Genomic DNA, 18,726 nt, shown 5'->3' on the forward strand with positions numbered 1-18,726 from the left:
TGCACAAGCCAGCCGTTCAAGGGCTGGGTATCTATTTATTTATGCATCTTGCAAGACAGCCTTCACCGTCGCTACCGAGCGCTCAACATCGCCCTTGTTCATGGCTGTGAACATCGGCAACGAGACGATCAGTCGTCCTACCCGTTCCGCCACCGGGAACATCCCCTCCTTGAAACCGCGCTCGCGGTATAGGCTCAGCAAGTGAATCGGCGGGTAGTGATAGCCGATGCCGATCCCGCGTTCCTGCATCTGCTCCATGAAGGTCGCCCGCGCCGGTTTGCCGTCATGCCGCTGCGGCAGTACCAACTGGAACAGGTGCCAGTTGCTGTTGCTGAAATCTGCTGGTGGCAGCTGGGCGCCGTAGCGGGCTTCGAAGCCGCTGCCGAAGCATTCGAAGTAATGCCGGGCCAGTTCGCGGCGGTGCGCGGTGAGGGTTTCGAGATGGGCGAACTGGCCCAGGCCGATGGCGGCCGCGACGTCGGTCATGTTGAATTTGCCGCCCAGCACGTCCACGTCCAGGCCATCGAAGCCGTGGCGAGTCACGCCTTGCAGGCGGTACTTCTCCGCCAGGCGGGCCTCTTCGGCGGTGTTCAGCACCAGGGCGCCACCCTCGCTGCAGGTGACGTTCTTGTTGGCCTGGAAGCTGAAAGACACCAGGTCGCCGCCGGCACCGATGCGCTCGCCGTTCCAGCTCGAACCCAGCGCCTGGGCGGCGTCTTCCACGACCCGCAGGCCGTGTTTACGCGCCAGGGCATACAGGCGCGGCATGTCCAGCGGCAGGCCGGCGAGAAACACCGGGATGATGGCTTTGGTCCGTGGCGTGATGGCCGCTTCCACCTGGGCCAGGTCGATGTTGCGGGTAACCGGGTCGATGTCGGCGAACACCGGGGTGGCGCCGACTTCGAGAATCACGTTGGCCGTGGCCACCCAGGAAATCGGCGTGGTGATGACTTCGTCGCCAGGGCCGATGCCGGCGATCCGCAGGGCGATCTCCATGGTGCAGGTGCCGGAATTGAAGGTGCGCACCGGGCGCCCGCCGCAGTACTGCGAGAGTTGTGCTTCGAAGGCCTGGACCTTGGGCCCGCTGGTGATCCAGCCCGAACGCAGGACTTCGCCGACGCTGGCGATGGTGGCTTCATCGATGGTGGGTTTGGAGAACGGCAGGAAAGGCAGCTGGCTCATGACGATGGGGTACCCGATAAGCAGAGGTCGAGGCAGGGCGGCGGGCCGCGCCGGAGTCGAGCATCATGCTACCGGTTGGCCCGGGGTGCCACACCGTCGGCGTCCGGGATCGGCTGCTATGCTGCTTTGACCGTGTTCCATCGACGCCGAGCGCCGCCTGAGAGAGAGCCCGTCATGTCCCAGTTGCCGTCCTTGAGCCAGTTACGCGATCCCAATGCCTTTCTGCGGCGTCACCTCGGGCCCGACGCCGCCGAGCAGCAAGTGATGCTCGACAGCCTGGGCCTGGGCAGCCGGGTCGAGCTGATCGAACAGACGGTGCCGCCGGGCATCCGTTTCAACCGTCCGCTGGAGCTGCCGCCGGCGCTGGACGAGCAGGCCGCCCTGGCCAAGCTGCGCGGTTATGCCGAGCAGAACCAGGTCTGGACCAGCCTGATCGGCATGGGTTATCACGGCACCCTGACCCCCACGGTGATCCTGCGCAACGTGTTGGAAAACCCCGGTTGGTACACCGCCTACACACCCTACCAACCGGAAATCGCCCAGGGCCGGCTCGAAGCCCTGCTCAATTTCCAGCAACTGACCATCGACCTCACCGGCCTGGAGCTGGCCAACGCCTCGCTGCTGGACGAAGCGACCGCCGCCGCCGAAGCCATGGCCCTGGCCAAGCGCGTGGCCAAGTCGAAAAGCAATCTGTTCTTCGTCGACCAGAACTGCCATCCGCAGACTCTCTCGGTGGTGCAGACCCGCGCCGAAGGGTTCGGCTTCGAACTGGTGGTCGACACCCTGGACAACCTCAAGCAGCACCAGGTGTTCGGCGCCTTGTTGCAGTACCCGGACACCCACGGCGAGATTCGCGACCTGCGGCCGCTGATCGATCACCTGCATGCGCAGCAGGCGCTGGCCTGCGTGGCGGCCGACCTGTTGAGCCTGTTGCTGCTGACGCCGCCGGGCGAGCTGGGGGCCGACGTGGTGTTCGGTTCGTCCCAGCGCTTTGGCGTGCCCATGGGCTACGGCGGGCCCCACGCGGCGTTCTTCGCCAGTCGCGAAGAGTACAAGCGGGCGATTCCGGGGCGGATCATCGGCGTGTCCAGGGATGCCCGGGGCAACGTGGCGCTGCGCATGGCCCTGCAGACCCGCGAGCAACATATCCGCCGCGAGAAGGCCAACTCGAACATCTGCACGGCCCAGGTGCTGCTGGCCAATATCGCCAGTTTCTACGCGGTCTATCACGGCCCGGAAGGTCTGCGGCGCATCGCCCAGCGTGTCCACCGGCTGACCTGCATCCTCGCCACCGGCCTTGAGCGCAAGGGCATCGAGCGGCTGAACCGGCAGTTCTTCGACACCCTGACGCTGGAGGTCGGCGGTAGCCAGACGGCCATCATCGAGAGCGCCAAGGCCGCGCAGATCAATCTGCGGATCCTCGGGCGCGGGCACCTGGGCCTGAGCCTGGATGAAACCTGCGACGAGCATACTGTCGCCCGCCTGTTCGATGTGTTCCTCGGCGCCGACCACGGCCTGGACGTGGCGCAACTGGACGCTGAAAGCCTGGTCCCGGGCATTCCCCAGGACCTGCTGCGCAGCACGCCTTACCTGAGCCATCCGGTGTTCAACAGCCATCACAGCGAAACCGAGATGCTGCGTTATCTCAAGCAGCTGGAGAACAAGGACCTGGCGCTGAACCAGTCGATGATCCCGCTGGGCTCCTGCACCATGAAGCTCAATGCCAGCAGCGAGATGATCCCCATCACCTGGCCCGGTTTCGCCAACCTGCATCCCTTTGTCCCGCCGGAGCAGGCGCTCGGCTATTCGCTGATGATCGAGGAACTGGAGCGCTGGTTATGCGCCATTACCGGCTTCGACGCGATCTGCATGCAGCCCAACTCCGGGGCCCAGGGCGAGTACGCCGGGTTGCTGGCGATCCGCAAATACCACGAGAGCCGCCAGCAGGAAGAGCGCAATATCTGCCTGATTCCCGCCTCGGCCCACGGCACCAACCCGGCCTCGGCGCAGATGGCCGGCATGCAGGTGGTGATCGTCGATTGCGACGACGCCGGCAACGTCGACCTGCAAGACCTGAAAGACAAGGCCCTGGCCGCGGGCGAACACCTGGCGTGCCTGATGGCGACCTATCCTTCGACCCACGGGGTGTACGAGGAGGGCATCGGCGAGATCTGCGAAGTGATCCACAGCCACGGCGGCCAGGTGTACATGGACGGCGCCAACCTCAATGCCCAGGTCGGGCTGACGCGGCCGGCCGACATCGGCGCCGACGTTTCCCACATGAACCTGCACAAGACCTTCTGCATCCCTCACGGCGGCGGTGGCCCGGGCATGGGGCCGATCGGCGTGCGGGCGCACCTGGCGCCGTTCGTGGCCAACCACCCGGTGGTGGCCATCGACGGGCCGCTGCCGCAGAACGGCGCGGTCAGCGCGGCGCCCTGGGGCAGCGCGAGCATCCTGCCGATCAGCTGGATGTACATCGCCCTGATGGGGCCGCAGCTGGCGGATGCCAGCGAGGTGGCGATCCTCGCCGCGAACTACCTGGCCGAACACCTGAGCGGGGCCTTTCCGGTGCTCTACAGCGGGCGCAATGGCCGGGTCGCCCACGAATGCATTCTCGACCTGCGACCGCTCAAGGCGCAGACCGGCATCAGCGAAGAGGACGTGGCCAAGCGCCTGATGGACTACGGCTTTCACGCGCCGACCATGTCGTTCCCGGTGCCGGGCACGCTGATGGTGGAGCCCACCGAAAGCGAGTCCAAGGCCGAGCTGGACCGCTTTATCGAGGCGATGCTGAGCATTCGCGCCGAGATCGCCCAGGTCCAGGAAGGCAACTGGCCGGCCGAAGACAACCCGCTCAAGCGTTCGCCCCATACCCTGGCGGACATCGCCGGGGTCTGGGAGCGGCCCTACAGCATCGAGCAGGCGGTGATCCCCAGCCCCCATGCCAGGGCACACAAGTACTGGCCGACGGTGAACCGGGTCGACAATGTCTACGGCGACCGCAACCTGTTCTGCGCCTGCGTACCGGTGGATGCCTACCGCTGAGCTCGAACGGCGGGCAAAAAAATGCCGCTCTTGTGAGCGGCATTTTTCGTTGCGTCAGCCTGGCTACCGGCTGGCGGTCACTGCTGGGCGATGGCGTTTTTCGCCAGGATGGCGTTGGCCAGCTCCATGTCAGTGGCCTGCAGGCCCGGGTTGTCGGCACGGACTTTCTGCATCGCGGCTTCCAGGTACGGACCGCGGATGCTGCCTTCACTGGCGACGAAGCTGCTGGCGTCGTCCTGGGCGGCGGCGACCAGCTTGTGATCCTTGGAAGTCAGGTAGGTGGAAGCGGTGGTGGCACCGGTGGAAAGGATGTTACGCCAGAAGCTGTCGGCCATTGCCGAACCTACAGGCAGGGAAAGCAGGGCCAGGGTGGCGACAGCTGTTTTGAAACGCATGGTGGGTGACTCCAGCTAGGGGGGAAAACTGAGCCCTTTGATAGGCATTGGCCCAATTGAGTTCCCTGCTGCTGCAACAAGCTTTCGCCCGCGTGGACAGGGGCCGAACGAGCTCTTCGGGAGCGACCGCTGCACCTCGGTATTGAGTCAATGTGCTGGAACGCAGGGGTGGCATTTGACACCATGGGCGACTTTCTCGACTGCACGGATGCTGGCCTTGATTTTTGGCGCGATGATCTACGCAACCCTGTTGAACCTGGTGTTGCTGTCCTTTATCGGACTTCCCTTGCTGCTGATAGCCTGGCTCATTCCGGCCTTCCGACACCGGATGCGTCGTCAGCCCCTGCACTTCGGTGCGCTTGCAGGGGTCTGTGCAATCTTTGTGGTTTGCACCCTGTGGAAAATCCATAGCGACGACCAGCTTAGAAAGGCACTCCACCCAGAACTTGAGCAGGACGTACAGCTTGATGGCCTGCCATTGCCCGCAGGTGCCAAGCTGAATCTGGAAACACTTGAACCTCTGGATTCGCAAGGCCAGCCGCAACCTCATGGACTGCGCAGCCTCTATTACGCCAAATTCGCTGCACCACACACCATCAACGGTGTGGAGGTTACAGAGTTGCAGATGTACGGCAGCGGCCCTTTCTCAAAGATGCTGCTGAGCCGTGACCAGGTCGTCGCGGGCTGGCCCTGCGCCGGCGGCACCTGGGTAACGCTGGACATTGCCGACGCGGACCGCTTGCAGCCGAGCCGCTGGCGCTTCTCTGAATGCACCCTGGTGACCGGGGCCGATGTGGCAGGGGTGAAGTGGCCGAGCTCCAGCGAGGTCAGGCAGTACGACGGCAGGTTCAGCATCGACACCATCGGTCTGGCTTCACCGGCGGTGGTTATCCAGGGGATAGCGCTGTCGAGCCTGAGCCTGGATCTCGACAAGCAGCGGCAACCGGGACGTTGGAGCGGGCAACTGGCGCAAGACCTGACCCTGGGCGATTGGCACTACCCCCGCCGCATGAGGGTTCGCCAGGACACGCCGGGGACCCTGATGTTCAGCCCGAGCAAATCGGACTCCGCGCAGAACCTGCGCACGGGGGAAACGCTCGATGCCGGGCGCTCGATACAGCAACGCAGGGAGAACGGCGCGGTGCTGTGGATCAAGCCCAATACCGGGTTGGGTGTCCTCGACTGGTAGCCGGACGGCTCATCGCTGCTCGCTTTGTGGCGTTACCCGCAATATCTCCTCGAGGGTGGTCAGCCCGGCCGCGACTTTCTGTGCCCCGGACAGGCGCAGGCTGCGCATGCCTTCCAAAAAGGCCTGGCGGCGTATGGCGAGCAGGTCGGCGTCGGCGCTGATCAGGGCCTTGAGGCTGTCGCTCAACTGCATGATTTCGTACACCCCGGCGCGGCCCCGGTAACCGGTATCGCGGCATTCCAGGCAGCCGGTGGCGCCGTGGGCATGGCTGGGCAGCGGCGCCTGCCAGGGCCGGGTCAGGTTTTGCCAGTCGCCTTCGTCCAGGGTCAGCGGGGTCTTGCAGTGCGGGCACAGGGTGCGCACCAGGCGCTGGGCCATGACCCCGAGCAGCGTGGCCTTGATCAGGTAGGGCGCGACGCCCAGTTCCAGCAGGCGGCTGATGGCGCCGGGCGCATCGTTGGTGTGCAGGGTCGATAGCACCAGGTGGCCGGTGAGGGCGGCCTGGATCGCCATCTCCGCGGTTTCCAGGTCGCGGATCTCGCCGATCATGATGATGTCCGGGTCCTGGCGCATCAGTGCGCGCACGCCGCTGGCGAAGGTCAGCTCGATGTTGTGCTGGACCTGCATCTGGTTGAACGCCGGCTCGACCATCTCGATCGGGTCCTCGATGGTGCAGAGGTTGACCTCCGGCGTCGCCAGCTTCTTCAGGGTGGTGTACAGGGTGGTGGTCTTGCCCGAACCGGTGGGGCCGGTGACCAGGATGATGCCGTTGGGCTGGCGGGTCATTTCCTGCCAGCGCCGCAGGTCGTCGCTGGAGAAGCCCAACTGATCGAAGTCCTTGAGCAGCACCTCGGGGTCGAAGATGCGCATGACCATTTTTTCGCCGAAGGCGGTGGGCAGGGTCGACAGGCGCAATTCCACTTCGCCGCCTTCCGGGGTCTTGGTCTTGACCCGGCCGTCCTGGGGTTTGCGTTTTTCCGCGACGTTCATCCGGCCCAGGCTTTTCAGGCGGCTGACCACGGCCATGGTGACCTGGGGCGGGAACTGATAGACGTTGTGCAGCACCCCGTCGATGCGAAAGCGCACGGTGCCTTGTTCGCGGCGCGGCTCGATGTGGATATCGCTGGCCCGCTGCTGGAAGGCGTACTGGAACAGCCAGTCGACGATGTTGACGATGTGCGCGTCGTTGGCGTCGGGCTCCTGATCGCTGGCGCCGAGGTTGAGCAGTTGCTCGAAGTTGCCCGGGGCGTGGCTTTTCTGGTCGGCGCTGGCGCCGGTTACCGACTTGGCCAGGCGGAAGAACTCCACGGTCAGGCGCTGGATTTCCACCGGGTTGGCTACGACCCGCTTGATCGGCAGCTTCAACACGTGAGTCAGGTCGGCTTCCCAGGCGCTGACATAAGGCTGGGCGCTGGCCACCGTGACGGCTTCGGCGTCGATCGATACCGCGAGGATCTTGTGGCGTTGGGCGAAGGCGTAGGACATCAGCGGGGTGACGGCGGCAACGTCGATTTTCAGCGGGTCGATGCGCAGGTATGGCTGGCCGGCCTGTTGCGCCAGCCACAGGGTCAGGCTTTCCAGGTCCAGGCGCCTGCCGGGCCGGCTGAGGTCGTCCAGGTGCTGGCTGGCGAGAAACTCCAGCGGGTGCAGCTGACTGTTGGCGGCGTTGCGGCGGGTGGTCAGGGCGTGTTCGGCCGAGTCCTGGCTGATGAAACCCTGGGCGACCAAGTCGCGCAGCAGATCGTTGAGATCCAGCCAGCGGTCCTGGGTAACGAGAGTAACGGACATGCGGGCTCCTTGTGAACAATCCGGCAGCGGGCGGGTTAGATGCGCCTCTGACCACGGAATGCCAAGAATAGTCCCGGGATGGCGACCATCAGTCGCCCAAGCGTTGCAGGGTTTTGCCAGGTGTTCTCAGCCGGCGGCCTGCAACGGCTCGCGCTCGGCGAGTTGCAGCTGTACCGAACACACGCTGACCAGGTTGCGCAGTTTTTCCGCGATGACTTGCGCGCGGTGCCAGCTCAGGCCATCGAGCAGCACTTCCATCAGCAGCGAACCGTCCTGTTGTTGCACCTGGACCTGCTGCGGCAGCAGGGACTGCAGGGCGAAATGATTAAGCACCCGGCACAGCACATCGGCCTCGGCGTCGGTGACCAGTTGGTAATGCACCCGGCAATGGGTGTTGGCGACATTCCACACATCGGCGCGGGAACTGACGGCTTCGAGAGAGGGCATGGGATTCTCCGGATCAATGGAGAAATTTTTACATTCGGTGGCGGGTATTTCTTATCTAAGATGAAGGGGTTTTCGAAACTATCGAATCATGTGATTCGTATTTGTGGGTTATTGAGGAATATCTATGCATAGCGAACTGGACGCCTACGACCGCCGCATCCTGGCGCTGCTGCAAGAAGACGCTTCGCTGTCCAGCGCGCAGATCGCCGAACAGGTAGGGCTGTCCCAGTCACCTTGCTGGCGGCGGATCCAGCGGCTCAAGGAGGAGGGGGTGATCCGTGGCCAGGTGACCTTGCTCGACCGCAAGAAGATCGGCCTCAACACGCAGATCTTCGCCGAGGTCAAACTCAACGCCCACGGCCGTTCCAACTTCACCGAGTTCACCGAGGCGATCCGCGGTTTTCCGGAAGTGCTGGAGTGTTATGTGCTGATGGGGGCGGTGGATTTCCTGTTGCGCATCGTCACGGCGGACATCGAGGCGTACGAGCGTTTCTTCTTCGAGAAACTGTCGATGGTGCCGGGGATTCAGGAAGTGAACTCGATCGTGGCGCTGTCGGAGATCAAGTCCACGACGAGTTTGCCCGTTCTGCGTTGATGCGGTTGAAGCCATCGCGAGCAAGCTCGCTCCTACAGGGACTATGCCGGTCTTGTAGGAGCGAGCTTGCTCGCGATGAGGCTGTCACATGCGTAGCAAGGTCTTCCACGCGCGGTTCTGGAACACCGTGATCGCCTGTTGCTTGCGGGCATCCAGGGCTTCGTCGGTGATCGGCTCGTTGGCCAGTTGCGCCAGCTTGTTCAACTCGCCGTACAGACGGTCCAGCTCCGGGATTTCCAGCACGTTGCGTGCGTGATGCAGCCAGGACTGGATGCGTTCGATACGTGGCAGCTGCTCGGCCAGGTCTTCCGGCTGTTGCTGGTAGCGCGGCAGTTGCAGGGAGCTGGCTTCGTCGGCCAGCAGGCGCGGTAACCAGCTGCCCAGTTGCGCCGCACCCTGGCGGTTGCCACGGGTATTGCGCTCGGCGGTCCAGCTGCGGGCCAGCAACCAGCGCGAGGTGTTCAGCGAGAACAGGCCCCAGCGCACGTCCTGCAGCTCTTCGATGAACTGCTCGGGCGCGGCCTTGCGCACGTCTTCGTCGTCCAGGCCGGCTTGCACCAGCGGGCGCCAGTCTTCCAGCAGGCCGTCCAGCGAAGCGCGCAACTCGGCGGTCGCCTGGCGCGGTGCGGCCTGGCCCAGGCTGCTGACCAGGGCGCGCAGTTCCGCCAGGTTCTCGACCCAGTCCTGCAGCAAACGCCAGTGACCGTTGAAGCGATATTGCTCGGCCAGGCGCTGGCTGCTGCCCAGCAGGTGCCAGGTCAGCGCCGCGAAGGCGTCGTCCAGCGGCGTTTCCGCACTCAGTTCCGGGGCGGGCAGGCTCAGGGAGTAGCTGTTGGCGTCGAACAGGCGGTAGCCGCGCTCGGCCTTGCTGATGTCGCAGGGCATCAGCGGCAGGGTGGCGGCCAGCTCGGCGGCCAGTTCCAGCAGGGCGGCCGGTTCGCCTTCGCGCAGTTCCAGTTCCAGCTCGCAGATCTCTTCCTTCTGCTTGCCGGCGATCACGTGGCCCAGGTCCAGGGCGGCCTCGATCACCACCTTGGCCTTGCCGCGGCCCCAGGCGATTTCCGCGCGTTCGCGGACGAAGTCGGTGGTGAAGATCGGCTTGAGGGTCTTCTTGTCCAGCTCGGCCAGCTGCTCGGGCCAGCATTCGCCGTCGAGTTTCTTCAGGTCGAGCTTGGCTTTGGCCAGGTGCCAGTCGTACTCGTTGCGTTCCGACAGGCCGGCGACGCTCTGGCCGCGGGTCTTGAGGGTCTGGATCACTTCTTCGCCGTCGCGGCGCAGGCGCAGGGCGACCTTGGCGCGGGCCAGGTCGCGCTCGGGCGTGTCGAAGTACTGGTTCATCAGTTCGCGGTGTTCCCAGCCACTTTTGTTGCGTTTTTTCAGGAGCGGGTGCTCACGCAGGGCGGCGAGGGTTTCGCGGCTGACGCGGAGTTTGATTTCGGTTTCTTTCTGCATGGCCGGAAAATCCAGGATCGGGAGCGCAGCCGGGGGAATGTGTGGCTGCCAAGGTCGTGCAGTGTACAGGACTCGCCGCGCCGAGGTGCCGTGGCGGTTTATTCCTGTCGCAGGATGGCTCTATGATGGACTTCATCTTGGAACCCGGGAGCCAGCGCATGCCATTGCCGTCCATGAAAGAGCAGTTCGCTGCGCTGATTGCCACACCTTCGGTCAGCTGTACCCAGCCGGCGCTGGATCAGTCCAATCGTGCAGTCATCGATTTGCTGGCGAGCTGGCTCGGCGATCTGGGTTTTGCCTGCGATATCCAGCAGGTCAGCCCCGGCAAATTCAACCTGCTCGCCAGTTTCGGCAGCGGCCCCGGCGGCCTGGTGCTGGCCGGGCACAGCGACACCGTGCCCTACGACGGCGCGCTGTGGCAGACCGACCCGCTGAAGCTCACCGAGGTCGACGGGCGCTGGGTCGGCCTGGGCAGTTGCGACATGAAAGGTTTTTTCGCCCTGGTCATCGAGGCGGTCCGGCCGCTGCTGGAGCAGCCCTTCAAGCAACCTCTGCTGATCCTCGCCACCTGTGACGAGGAAAGCTCCATGGCCGGCGCCCGCGCCCTGGCCGAAGCCGGCCGGCCATTGGGGCGCGCCGCGGTGATCGGTGAGCCGACCGGGCTGCGGCCGATCCGCATGCACAAAGGGGTGATGATGGAGCGCATCGATATTCTCGGGCGCAGCGGCCATTCTTCCGACCCGAGCCTGGGCCATAGCGCCCTGGAAGCCATGCACGATGCCATCGGCGAACTGCGCGGCCTGCGCCTGGCGTGGCAGCGCGAATTCCGCAACCCGCAGTTCAGCGTGCCGCAGCCGACCCTGAACCTTGGGTGTATCCACGGTGGCGACAACCCGAACCGCATCTGCGGCCAATGCTCGCTGGAATTCGACCTGCGGCCGCTGCCGGGCATGGACCCGCAGGCGCTGCGCGCGGCCATCCGGCAGAAGCTGGTGCCCGTGGCCGAGCGGCACCAGGTGAAGATCGACTACGCGCCGCTGTTCCCCGAAGCACCGGCCTTCGAGCAGGCCGAAGACTGCGAACTGGTGCGGGTGGCCGAGCGCCTGACCGGTCATCGCGCCGAAGCAGTAGCGTTCGGCACCGAAGCGCCTTATCTTCAGCGCCTTGGCTGCGAGACAGTGGTGCTGGGCCCGGGCGACATCGCCTGTGCTCACCAGCCGGGGGAATACCTCGAAATGTCACGCTTGCAGCCTACCGTGCATCTACTACGTGAACTGATTAATCATTACTGCCTGACGCCGGCCTGATTTCTACTAAATCACCGACGGCCAAGCCCGTACCTCAAGGAGAGCGAGCGTGTCGCCAAGCCTGTTCCGACGATAACCACCAGCCCGCTGTGCGTTTTCCCGTTTCGTCCTTTTATAGGCTGCTTCTTATTTACAGGCTCAGGTTATGCCCGAATACGTCAATTGGCTTCGTCACGCTTCGCCTTATATCAATGCCCACCGCGACTGCACCTTCGTGGTCATGCTGCCCGGCGACGGCGTAGAACATCCGAACTTCGGCAACATCGTCCATGACCTGGTGCTGCTGCACAGCATGGGCGTGCGCCTGGTGCTGGTGCACGGCTCGCGTCCACAGATCGAAGCCCGCCTGGCCGCGCGCGGCCTGACCCCGCATTACCACCACGGCATGCGCATCACCGATGCGGCGACCCTGGAATGCGTGATCGACGCCGTCGGCCAGTTGCGCATCGCCATTGAAGCGCGGCTGTCCATGGACATGGCGTCCTCGCCCATGCAGGGCTCGCGGCTGCGGGTCGCCAGCGGCAACCTGGTGACCGCCCGGCCGATCGGCGTGCTCGAGGGTGTCGACTATCACCACACCGGCGAAGTGCGCCGGGTCGACCGCAAGGGCATCAACCGCCTGCTGGACGAGCGCTCGATCGTCCTGCTGTCGCCCTTGGGCTACTCGCCCACCGGGGAAATCTTCAACCTCGCCTGCGAAGACGTCGCCACCCGCGCGGCCATCGACCTGGCTGCCGACAAGCTGCTGCTGTTCGGCGCCGAGCGTGGCCTGCTGGATGAAAGCGGCAATCTGGTGCGCGAACTGCGTCCGCAACAGGTGCCGGCGCATTTGCAGCGCCTGGGCAGCAACTATCAGGCGGAGCTGCTGGATGCCGCGGCCGAGGCTTGCCGGGGTGGCGTAGGGCGCAGCCATATCGTCAGTTACGCCGAAGACGGCGCGCTGCTGACCGAGCTGTTCACCCGTGACGGTGGCGGTACGCTGGTGGCCCAGGAGCAGTTCGAACTGGTCCGCGAGGCGGCCATCGAGGACGTCGGCGGGTTGCTGGATCTGATCAGTCCGCTGGAAGAGCAGGGCATTCTGGTGCGGCGTTCCCGCGAGGTGCTCGAGCGTGAGATCGAGCAGTTCAGCGTGGTCGAGCGCGAGGGGATGATCATTGCCTGTGCCGCGCTCTACCAGATCGCCGACTCCGACGCCGGGGAGCTGGCCTGCCTGGCGGTGAACCCGGAATACCGCCACGGCGGTCGCGGCGACGAACTGTTGGAAAGGATCGAAACCCGGGCCCGGGCCCAGGGCCTGAAAACCCTGTTTGTCCTCACCACCCGTACCGCTCACTGGTTCCGTGAGCGCGGTTTTGCCCCTAGCAGCGTCGAGCGTCTGCCTTCCGCGCGGGCCTCGCTGTACAACTACCAGCGCAACTCGAAGATCTTCGAAAAAGCCCTCTGAGCTTCATCCCGTTCGGCAACCCGCTCTTGACAGGGGCGGGTTTTTCGTTGCGTCTGCCGAGCCTGATTTATGTTTCAGAAAAATAAATGCGTGCGATACAAAAACTGTAACAAATTGACGGGACCATCGGCGCCTAGCCATTATTGCGTCGCCTTTTCGATACTGGTTGACGTATCTGGCTTATGTTTTAACTGATCGATCTAAAGATCAGCGGGGAAATACCATTCAGGAATTAAACAGGACGCCGATACCTTGGGCCACGGCTCAAACGAACGTACCTGTCGATATTCCCGAACGGTATGAAAAAGAATGAAATAATTCTTTTTGGGTTTATGAGAAATTCATTACCCTGCAAGGACCCAATCATCGCGATTAGACCTTGGTCGTAGACACAGTTGGTTACGATTGACTTATGAGTCACGGTCTGGCGCTAATCGCCCACCGATGGACCCGGGGCAGCAGACCCTGGGCCTGAGTACACAAGAATTAGAAACGAGAGGAGCGAAACATGAACAAGTCCACCTTGGCCCTGGCTGTGGCCGTTGGGGTTATGGCGCAGCAGGCAGGCGCCGCCGGTTTCATCGAAGACAGCAAGGCCACTCTGGGTCTGCGTAACTTCTACATCAATACTGACAACCGCGATGCCGACACCAAGGCGTCCGGCGCACAGAACAAGTGGGAAGAGTGGGGCCAGGGCTTCCAGCTCAACTTCACTTCCGGCTACACCGAAGGCACCGTCGGTTTCGGTCTGGATGCAATCGGCTTGCTGGGCATCAAGCTGGATTCGGGCGGCGGCACCAACGGCGCCACTGCTACCTCTTATGGCGGCACTGTTTTCCCAAGCGAGTCCAACGGCAAAGCGGTCGATAACTACTCCAGCCTGGGCCTGACCGCCAAAGCCAAGATCTCTCAGACCGAACTGAAGCTCGGTACCCTGCAGCCAAAACTGCCGGTTATCGTGACCAACGATGGTCGTATGCTGCCGCAAACCTTCCAGGGCGGTCAGATCACCTCGAACGACATCAAGGACCTGACACTGGTGGGTGGTCAGATCGAGCATGCCAAGGGTCGTAACTCCAGCAACAACGAAGAACTGTCGATTGCGGGCGCCAACGCACACACCGCTGCTGGTCGTGACAGCAACAAGTTCATCTACGGTGGTGGTGACTACAAGATCACTAAAGATCTGACCGCTCAGTACTACTACGGCAACCTGAAAGACTTCTACAAGCAGCACTTCGTTGGCCTGCTGCACAACTGGGCTATCGGCCCGGGCGTATTGAAGTCTGACCTGCGTTACTTCAACAGCCGTGACGACGGTGCCAACGGCCACGACTCGGCCTACTACACCACCGGTGACTACGGCACTGGCATCACCAAGGGCAAGGTTGATAACAACCTGATCAGCGGCCTGTTCCTGTACTCGGTTGCCGGCCATACCTTCGGTGGCGGCTACCAGGTGAGTAACGGTGACAGCGACTTCCCTTGGCTGAACCAGGGTGACGGTTCGTCGGCTTACCTGACTACCGACATGCAGATCGCCAAGTTCGCCCGTGCTGGCGAACGTACCTGGCAAGCTCGCTACTCCTACGATTTCGCCAAGGTAGGCGTGCCTGGCCTGACCGCCGGTGTGATCTATCTGCGTGGCGATAACATCGACACTTCCGGCAAAGAGGGTTCCGTTCTCCCTCAGCGTACCGTTTCGGCGACCAACGCCAGCGAGTGGGAACGGGACCTGACCGTGGCCTACGTGATTCCGGAAGGTCCGCTGAAGAACCTGGGCCTGACCTGGAAAAACGCCATGTGGCGTAACGATATTCCGGGCCAGCGCTCGCAGGACGAAAACCGCCTGATCGTCAGCTACTCGATCCCGCTGTTGTAATCCGACGTTAAAACCTCGCCCGGCGCAATGCCGGGCGAGGTGTTGTCATCCAGGTCGGACCCACCCCCGCAGGTCCTCCCTGAAACCCCCTCTTTACAGCTACTCAAGGCCTTCTCGAACCTTGTCGAAGATGGTGTGCCCTGGGCGCGCGCGAATCCAGTGAAGAGATTTTTAATATTCATTTATAGTCTAAATAAATCGATATTTATTCTTTTTAAATATTCCCAGGCGCAGGCACAGTAGGGCTCATAACGCACTCACAGGAGCAGCAACATGAGCCTCAGACTTGGCGACATCGCCCCCGACTTCGAACAGGATTCCAGTGCCGGCAAGATTCGTTTCCACGAGTGGCTCGGCGACAGTTGGGGCGTGCTGTTTTCCCACCCGGCGGACTTCACCCCGGTGTGCACCACCGAGCTGGGGTTCACTGCCAAGCTCAAGGACCAGTTCGCCGAGCGCGGCGTGAAAGCCATTGCCCTGTCGGTGGACCCGGTGGACTCGCACCACAAGTGGATCGAGGACATCAACGAAACCCAGAACACCCTCGTCAACTTCCCGATCCTGGCCGACGCCGACCGCAAGGTCTCGGACCTGTACGACCTGATCCACCCGAATGCCAACGACACCCTGACCGTGCGTTCGCTGTTCGTCATCGACCCGAACAAGAAGGTGCGCCTGACCATCACTTATCCGGCCAGTACCGGGCGCAATTTCCACGAGATCCTGCGGGTGATCGACTCGCTGCAGCTCACCGACAACTACAAGGTGGCCACCCCGGCCAACTGGCAGGACGGTGATGAAGTGGTGATCGTGCCGTCGCTCAAGGACGAAGAGGAAATCAAGAAACGCTTCCCCAAAGGTTATCGCGCGGTCAAACCCTACCTGCGCCTGACGCCGCAACCGAATCGCTGACACCGTGGGCCCGCAGGCGCGAGCCGGCATTGCCGCCGCCTGCGGGTCATGTACCGCTTCCACAAAGCAGGGGTTTTAAGGCCGTTTCGACGGCCTATTTTTTTGCCTGGAGAATGGCTTTTATTATATTCATTTAAGGAATAAACAAATGAAAAAATAAGATTTATGGATATATAAATAGACTGTTAAGGTCTGCTCAGCTCAGCGAGATCGCAAACCGCGAATCGCCCATTACCGCTAAAGGAAACCTCTGCATGCTGGTCGTCTCACTCGGTGGCAGTCCCAGCCAACGCTCCCGCTCCGGGGTGCTGCTGGAACACGCCAAACGCTGGTTGCAGCAACAAGGTGTGGAAGTGGTCGACTATCAGGTCCGGGATTTCCCGGCCGAGGATCTGCTCCACGCGCGCTTCGACAGCCCGATGGTGATCGACCTGTTGCAACAGATCGAACAGGCCGACGGCTTGCTGATCGCCACGCCGGTCTACAAGGCATCGTTTTCCGGTGCGCTGAAAACCGTGCTCGACCTGCTGCCGGAACGCGCCCTGAACCACAAGGTGGTGCTGCCGATGGCCACGGGCGGCAGCATCGCCCACATGCTGGCGGTGGACTACGCGCTCAAGCCGGTGCTGTCGGCCCTCAAGGCCCAGGAGATGCTCCAGGGCATCTTCGCCGAGGACAGCCAGATCGCCTACGGCGAAGGCAGTGCCCAGGCGCAGCTGGCGCCGGCCCTGGAGCAGCGCCTGCGCGAAGCCCTGGAACAGTTCCACAGCGCCATGGCGCGGCGTCCCAAGCCGCTGGACCCGAATCTGTTGAATGATCGTTTGTTGAGTGCTCGCTGGAGCATTTGAGTCCTACCCGAATCTGAAGTACTGGCCTTACTTAGCCGCCAACGGCCTAGCAGGTGCAGCCAAAACCCAACAGCAAAAAGGAGAGCGCCATGCGCCCTGTGATTTTGCGTCGTGGTCTGGTCGCTCTGTTTGCTGCGGCTGTGTCCTTCGGCGCCATCGTTCAAGCCCAAGCGGCCGAGACCCTGCGTATCGGCTATCAGAAATACGGCACCCTGGTGCTGCTCAAGGCCAAGGGCTCGCTGGAGAAGCGCCTGGCGGAGCAGGGCGTGCAGGTGCAATGGACCGAGTTCCCCGGAGGCCCGCAGCTGCTGGAAGGGCTGAACGTCGGCTCCATCGACTTCGGTGTCACCGGCGAGACCCCGCCCGTATTCGCCCAGGCCGCCGGTGCCGACCTGCTGTACGTGGCCTACGAGCCACCAGCGCCGACCAGCGAAGCGATCCTGGTGCCCAAGGATTCGCCAATCAAGTCGGTGGCGGAGCTCAAGGGCAAGAAGGTGGTCCTCAACAAGGGCTCCAACGTGCACTACCTGCTGGTCCGCGCCCTCGAAGACGCCGGCCTCAAGTACAGCGACATCCAGACCGTATTCCTGCCGCCCGCCGATGCCCGCGCCGCCTTCGAGCGTGGCAGCGTCGATGCCTGGGTGATCTGGGACCCCTATCAGGCGGCGGCCGAGAAGCAGCTGCAAGCCCGCACCCTGCGTGACGGCAGCGGCATCGTCGACAACCACCAGTTCTACCTGGCGACCAAACCCTACGCGCAACAACACCCCGAGGTGATCAAGGCCCTGGTGGAGGAAGTGCGCGCGGTGGGCGAATGGTCCAAGGCCAACCCGGACGAGGTGACCCAGCAGGTGGCGCCACTGCTCGGCCTGCCGGCGGACATCACCCTGACCTCGGTGAAACGCCAGGGTTATGGCGCGAACTTCCTGACCCCGGACGTGGCGGCGGCCCAGCAGAAAATCGCCGACAGCTTCCATCAGCTCAAGCTGATTCCCAAGCCCCTGAGCATCAAAGACGTGATCTGGACGCCTCCAGCCGCCGTTGCCAAAGCGCCGTAACTCGATCCCCTTAGGAGACAACTCCATGAGCCTCAATATTTTCTGGTTCCTGCCTACCCACGGCGACGGCCATTACCTTGGCACCGCCGAAGGCGCTCGCGCCGTCGACCACGGCTACCTGCAGCAGATCGCCCAGGCGGCCGACCGCCTCGGTTTCGGCGGCGTGCTGATCCCCACCGGGCGTTCCTGCGAGGATTCCTGGCTGGTGGCGGCCTCGCTGATCCCGGTGACCCAGCGCCTGAAGTTCCTGGTCGCCCTGCGCCCCGGGATCATTTCCCCGACGGTGGCGGCACGCCAGGCGGCAACCCTGGATCGCCTGTCCGGCGGCCGGGCGCTGTTCAACCTGGTGACCGGTGGCGATCCGGACGAACTGGCCGGCGACGGCCTGTTCCTCAGCCATGAAGAGCGCTACCAGGCTTCGGTGGAATTCACCCGTATCTGGCGTCGGGTGCTGGAAGGCGAAACCGTCGACTACGATGGCCAGCACATCAGCGTGAAGGGCGCCAAGCTGCTCTATCCGCCGATCCAGCAGCCGCGTCCGCCGCTGTACTTCGGCGGCTCCTCGGAAGCCGCGCAGGACCTGGCCGCCGAACAGGTGGACATGGTCCTGACCTGGGGTGAACCGCCGGCCGCGGTGGCCGAGAAAATCGAGCAGGTCCGGGCCAAGGCCGCCAAGCAGGGGCGCAGTGTGCGCTTCGGCATTCGCCTGCACGTGATCGTGCGTGAAACCAACGCCGAAGCCTGGCAAGCGGCCGAGCGCCTGATCTCCCATCTGGACGACGACACCATCGCCCGGGCCCAGGCTTCCCTGGCGCGCTTCGACTCGGTCGGCCAGCAGCGCATGGCGGCGCTGCACGGCGGGCGCCGCGACAAACTGGAAGTCAGCCCCAACCTCTGGGCCGGCGTCGGCCTGGTACGGGGGGGCGCGGGCACCGCGCTGGTCGGCGATGGCCCGACCGTGGCGGCGCGGATGAAGGAGTACGCAGACCTCGGTATCGACACCTTTATCTTCTCCGGTTACCCCCACCTGGAAGAGTCGTACCGGGTGGCCGAGCTGCTGTTCCCGCACCTGGATATCGAGCGTCCCGAGCTGCCCAAGGGCGCCGGGTACGTCAGCCCGTTCGGCGAAATGGTCGCCAACGACATCATTCCCAAAGCTGCGTCCCAGAGCTGAGGCGT

At 63.3% G+C, this 18,726-nt stretch carries 15 protein-coding genes; 10 read left to right on the top strand and 5 right to left on the bottom strand.

From position 1 onward, the window contains the following. Positions 1–39: 39 nt before the first annotated feature. On the bottom strand, positions 40–1,182 hold the full coding sequence (locus NRG23_RS20795) for a DegT/DnrJ/EryC1/StrS aminotransferase family protein (protein ID WP_103330869.1): 1,143 nt from the start codon (positions 1,180–1,182) through the stop codon (positions 40–42). 174 nt (positions 1,183–1,356) lie between these two features. Between NRG23_RS20795 and gcvP the strand changes: the two genes are divergently transcribed. Beyond that, the gene (gene gcvP / locus NRG23_RS20800; protein ID WP_257371878.1) at positions 1,357–4,230 is read left to right on the top strand and encodes an aminomethyl-transferring glycine dehydrogenase; all 2,874 of its coding nucleotides are present in this window, start codon (positions 1,357–1,359) and stop codon (positions 4,228–4,230) included. 77 nt (positions 4,231–4,307) lie between these two features. Here gcvP and NRG23_RS20805 read toward each other — a convergent pair whose 3' ends face one another. Continuing rightward, positions 4,308–4,625: a DUF2388 domain-containing protein gene (locus tag NRG23_RS20805; protein WP_009051394.1), complete on the bottom strand. Its 318-nt coding sequence runs from the start codon at positions 4,623–4,625 to the stop codon at positions 4,308–4,310. Positions 4,626–4,833: 208 nt separating this feature from the next. Between NRG23_RS20805 and NRG23_RS20810 the strand changes: the two genes are divergently transcribed. After that, complete coding sequence (locus NRG23_RS20810; RefSeq protein ID WP_257371879.1) at positions 4,834–5,814, top strand: hypothetical protein; 981 nt, start codon at positions 4,834–4,836, stop codon at positions 5,812–5,814. A gap of 9 nt (positions 5,815–5,823) precedes the next feature. Here the strand turns inward: NRG23_RS20810 and NRG23_RS20815 are convergent, their stop codons facing one another. Together NRG23_RS20815 and NRG23_RS20820 are read right to left on the bottom strand one after the other, a co-directional pair. Further along, entirely contained in the window at positions 5,824–7,602 is a 1,779-nt protein-coding gene (locus NRG23_RS20815; RefSeq protein ID WP_103330871.1) for a GspE/PulE family protein, read from the bottom strand. A 126-nt stretch (positions 7,603–7,728) separates the two neighbouring features. Continuing rightward, positions 7,729–8,049: a hypothetical protein gene (locus NRG23_RS20820; RefSeq protein WP_016703220.1), complete on the bottom strand. Its 321-nt coding sequence runs from the start codon at positions 8,047–8,049 to the stop codon at positions 7,729–7,731. A gap of 124 nt (positions 8,050–8,173) precedes the next feature. Between NRG23_RS20820 and NRG23_RS20825 the strand changes: the two genes are divergently transcribed. Beyond that, entirely contained in the window at positions 8,174–8,644 is a 471-nt protein-coding gene (locus tag NRG23_RS20825) for an Lrp/AsnC family transcriptional regulator (protein WP_007928270.1), read from the top strand. Positions 8,645–8,728: 84 nt separating this feature from the next. Here NRG23_RS20825 and NRG23_RS20830 read toward each other — a convergent pair whose 3' ends face one another. After that, the gene (locus tag NRG23_RS20830) at positions 8,729–10,096 is read right to left on the bottom strand and encodes an inorganic triphosphatase (RefSeq protein ID WP_009051390.1); all 1,368 of its coding nucleotides are present in this window, start codon (positions 10,094–10,096) and stop codon (positions 8,729–8,731) included. Positions 10,097–10,254: 158 nt separating this feature from the next. Here NRG23_RS20830 and argE point away from each other — a divergent pair, with 158 nt between their 5' ends. From argE to ssuD, 7 genes are all read left to right on the top strand, one after another. Further along, positions 10,255–11,403, top strand: a complete 1,149-nt coding sequence (argE, locus tag NRG23_RS20835; protein WP_028683694.1) for an acetylornithine deacetylase — start codon at positions 10,255–10,257, stop codon at positions 11,401–11,403. 145 nt (positions 11,404–11,548) lie between these two features. Then, on the top strand, positions 11,549–12,847 hold the full coding sequence (gene argA / locus NRG23_RS20840) for an amino-acid N-acetyltransferase (RefSeq protein WP_009051388.1): 1,299 nt from the start codon (positions 11,549–11,551) through the stop codon (positions 12,845–12,847). Positions 12,848–13,355: 508 nt separating this feature from the next. After that, positions 13,356–14,729: an OprD family porin gene (locus NRG23_RS20845; RefSeq protein WP_025807108.1), complete on the top strand. Its 1,374-nt coding sequence runs from the start codon at positions 13,356–13,358 to the stop codon at positions 14,727–14,729. A 273-nt stretch (positions 14,730–15,002) separates the two neighbouring features. Beyond that, positions 15,003–15,641, top strand: coding sequence for a peroxiredoxin (locus NRG23_RS20850; RefSeq protein WP_009051386.1), 639 nt, complete (start codon positions 15,003–15,005; stop codon positions 15,639–15,641). A 254-nt stretch (positions 15,642–15,895) separates the two neighbouring features. Beyond that, a complete protein-coding gene (gene ssuE / locus NRG23_RS20855) occupies positions 15,896–16,489 on the top strand; it encodes an NADPH-dependent FMN reductase (RefSeq protein WP_007928287.1) in 594 nt (197 codons plus the stop codon). Between the two features lie 89 nt (positions 16,490–16,578). After that, on the top strand, positions 16,579–17,547 hold the full coding sequence (locus tag NRG23_RS20860) for a sulfonate ABC transporter substrate-binding protein (protein WP_009051385.1): 969 nt from the start codon (positions 16,579–16,581) through the stop codon (positions 17,545–17,547). Between the two features lie 25 nt (positions 17,548–17,572). Continuing rightward, positions 17,573–18,721 (top strand): FMNH2-dependent alkanesulfonate monooxygenase, encoded by a 1,149-nt coding sequence (gene ssuD, locus NRG23_RS20865; RefSeq protein WP_009051384.1) that lies wholly within the window; start codon positions 17,573–17,575, stop codon positions 18,719–18,721. The last annotated feature ends 5 nt before the right edge of the window (positions 18,722–18,726 follow it).

It is taken from the genome of Pseudomonas sp. T8 (assembly GCF_024610635.1).
Classification (GTDB): domain Bacteria; phylum Pseudomonadota; class Gammaproteobacteria; order Pseudomonadales; family Pseudomonadaceae; genus Aquipseudomonas; species Aquipseudomonas chlororaphis_I.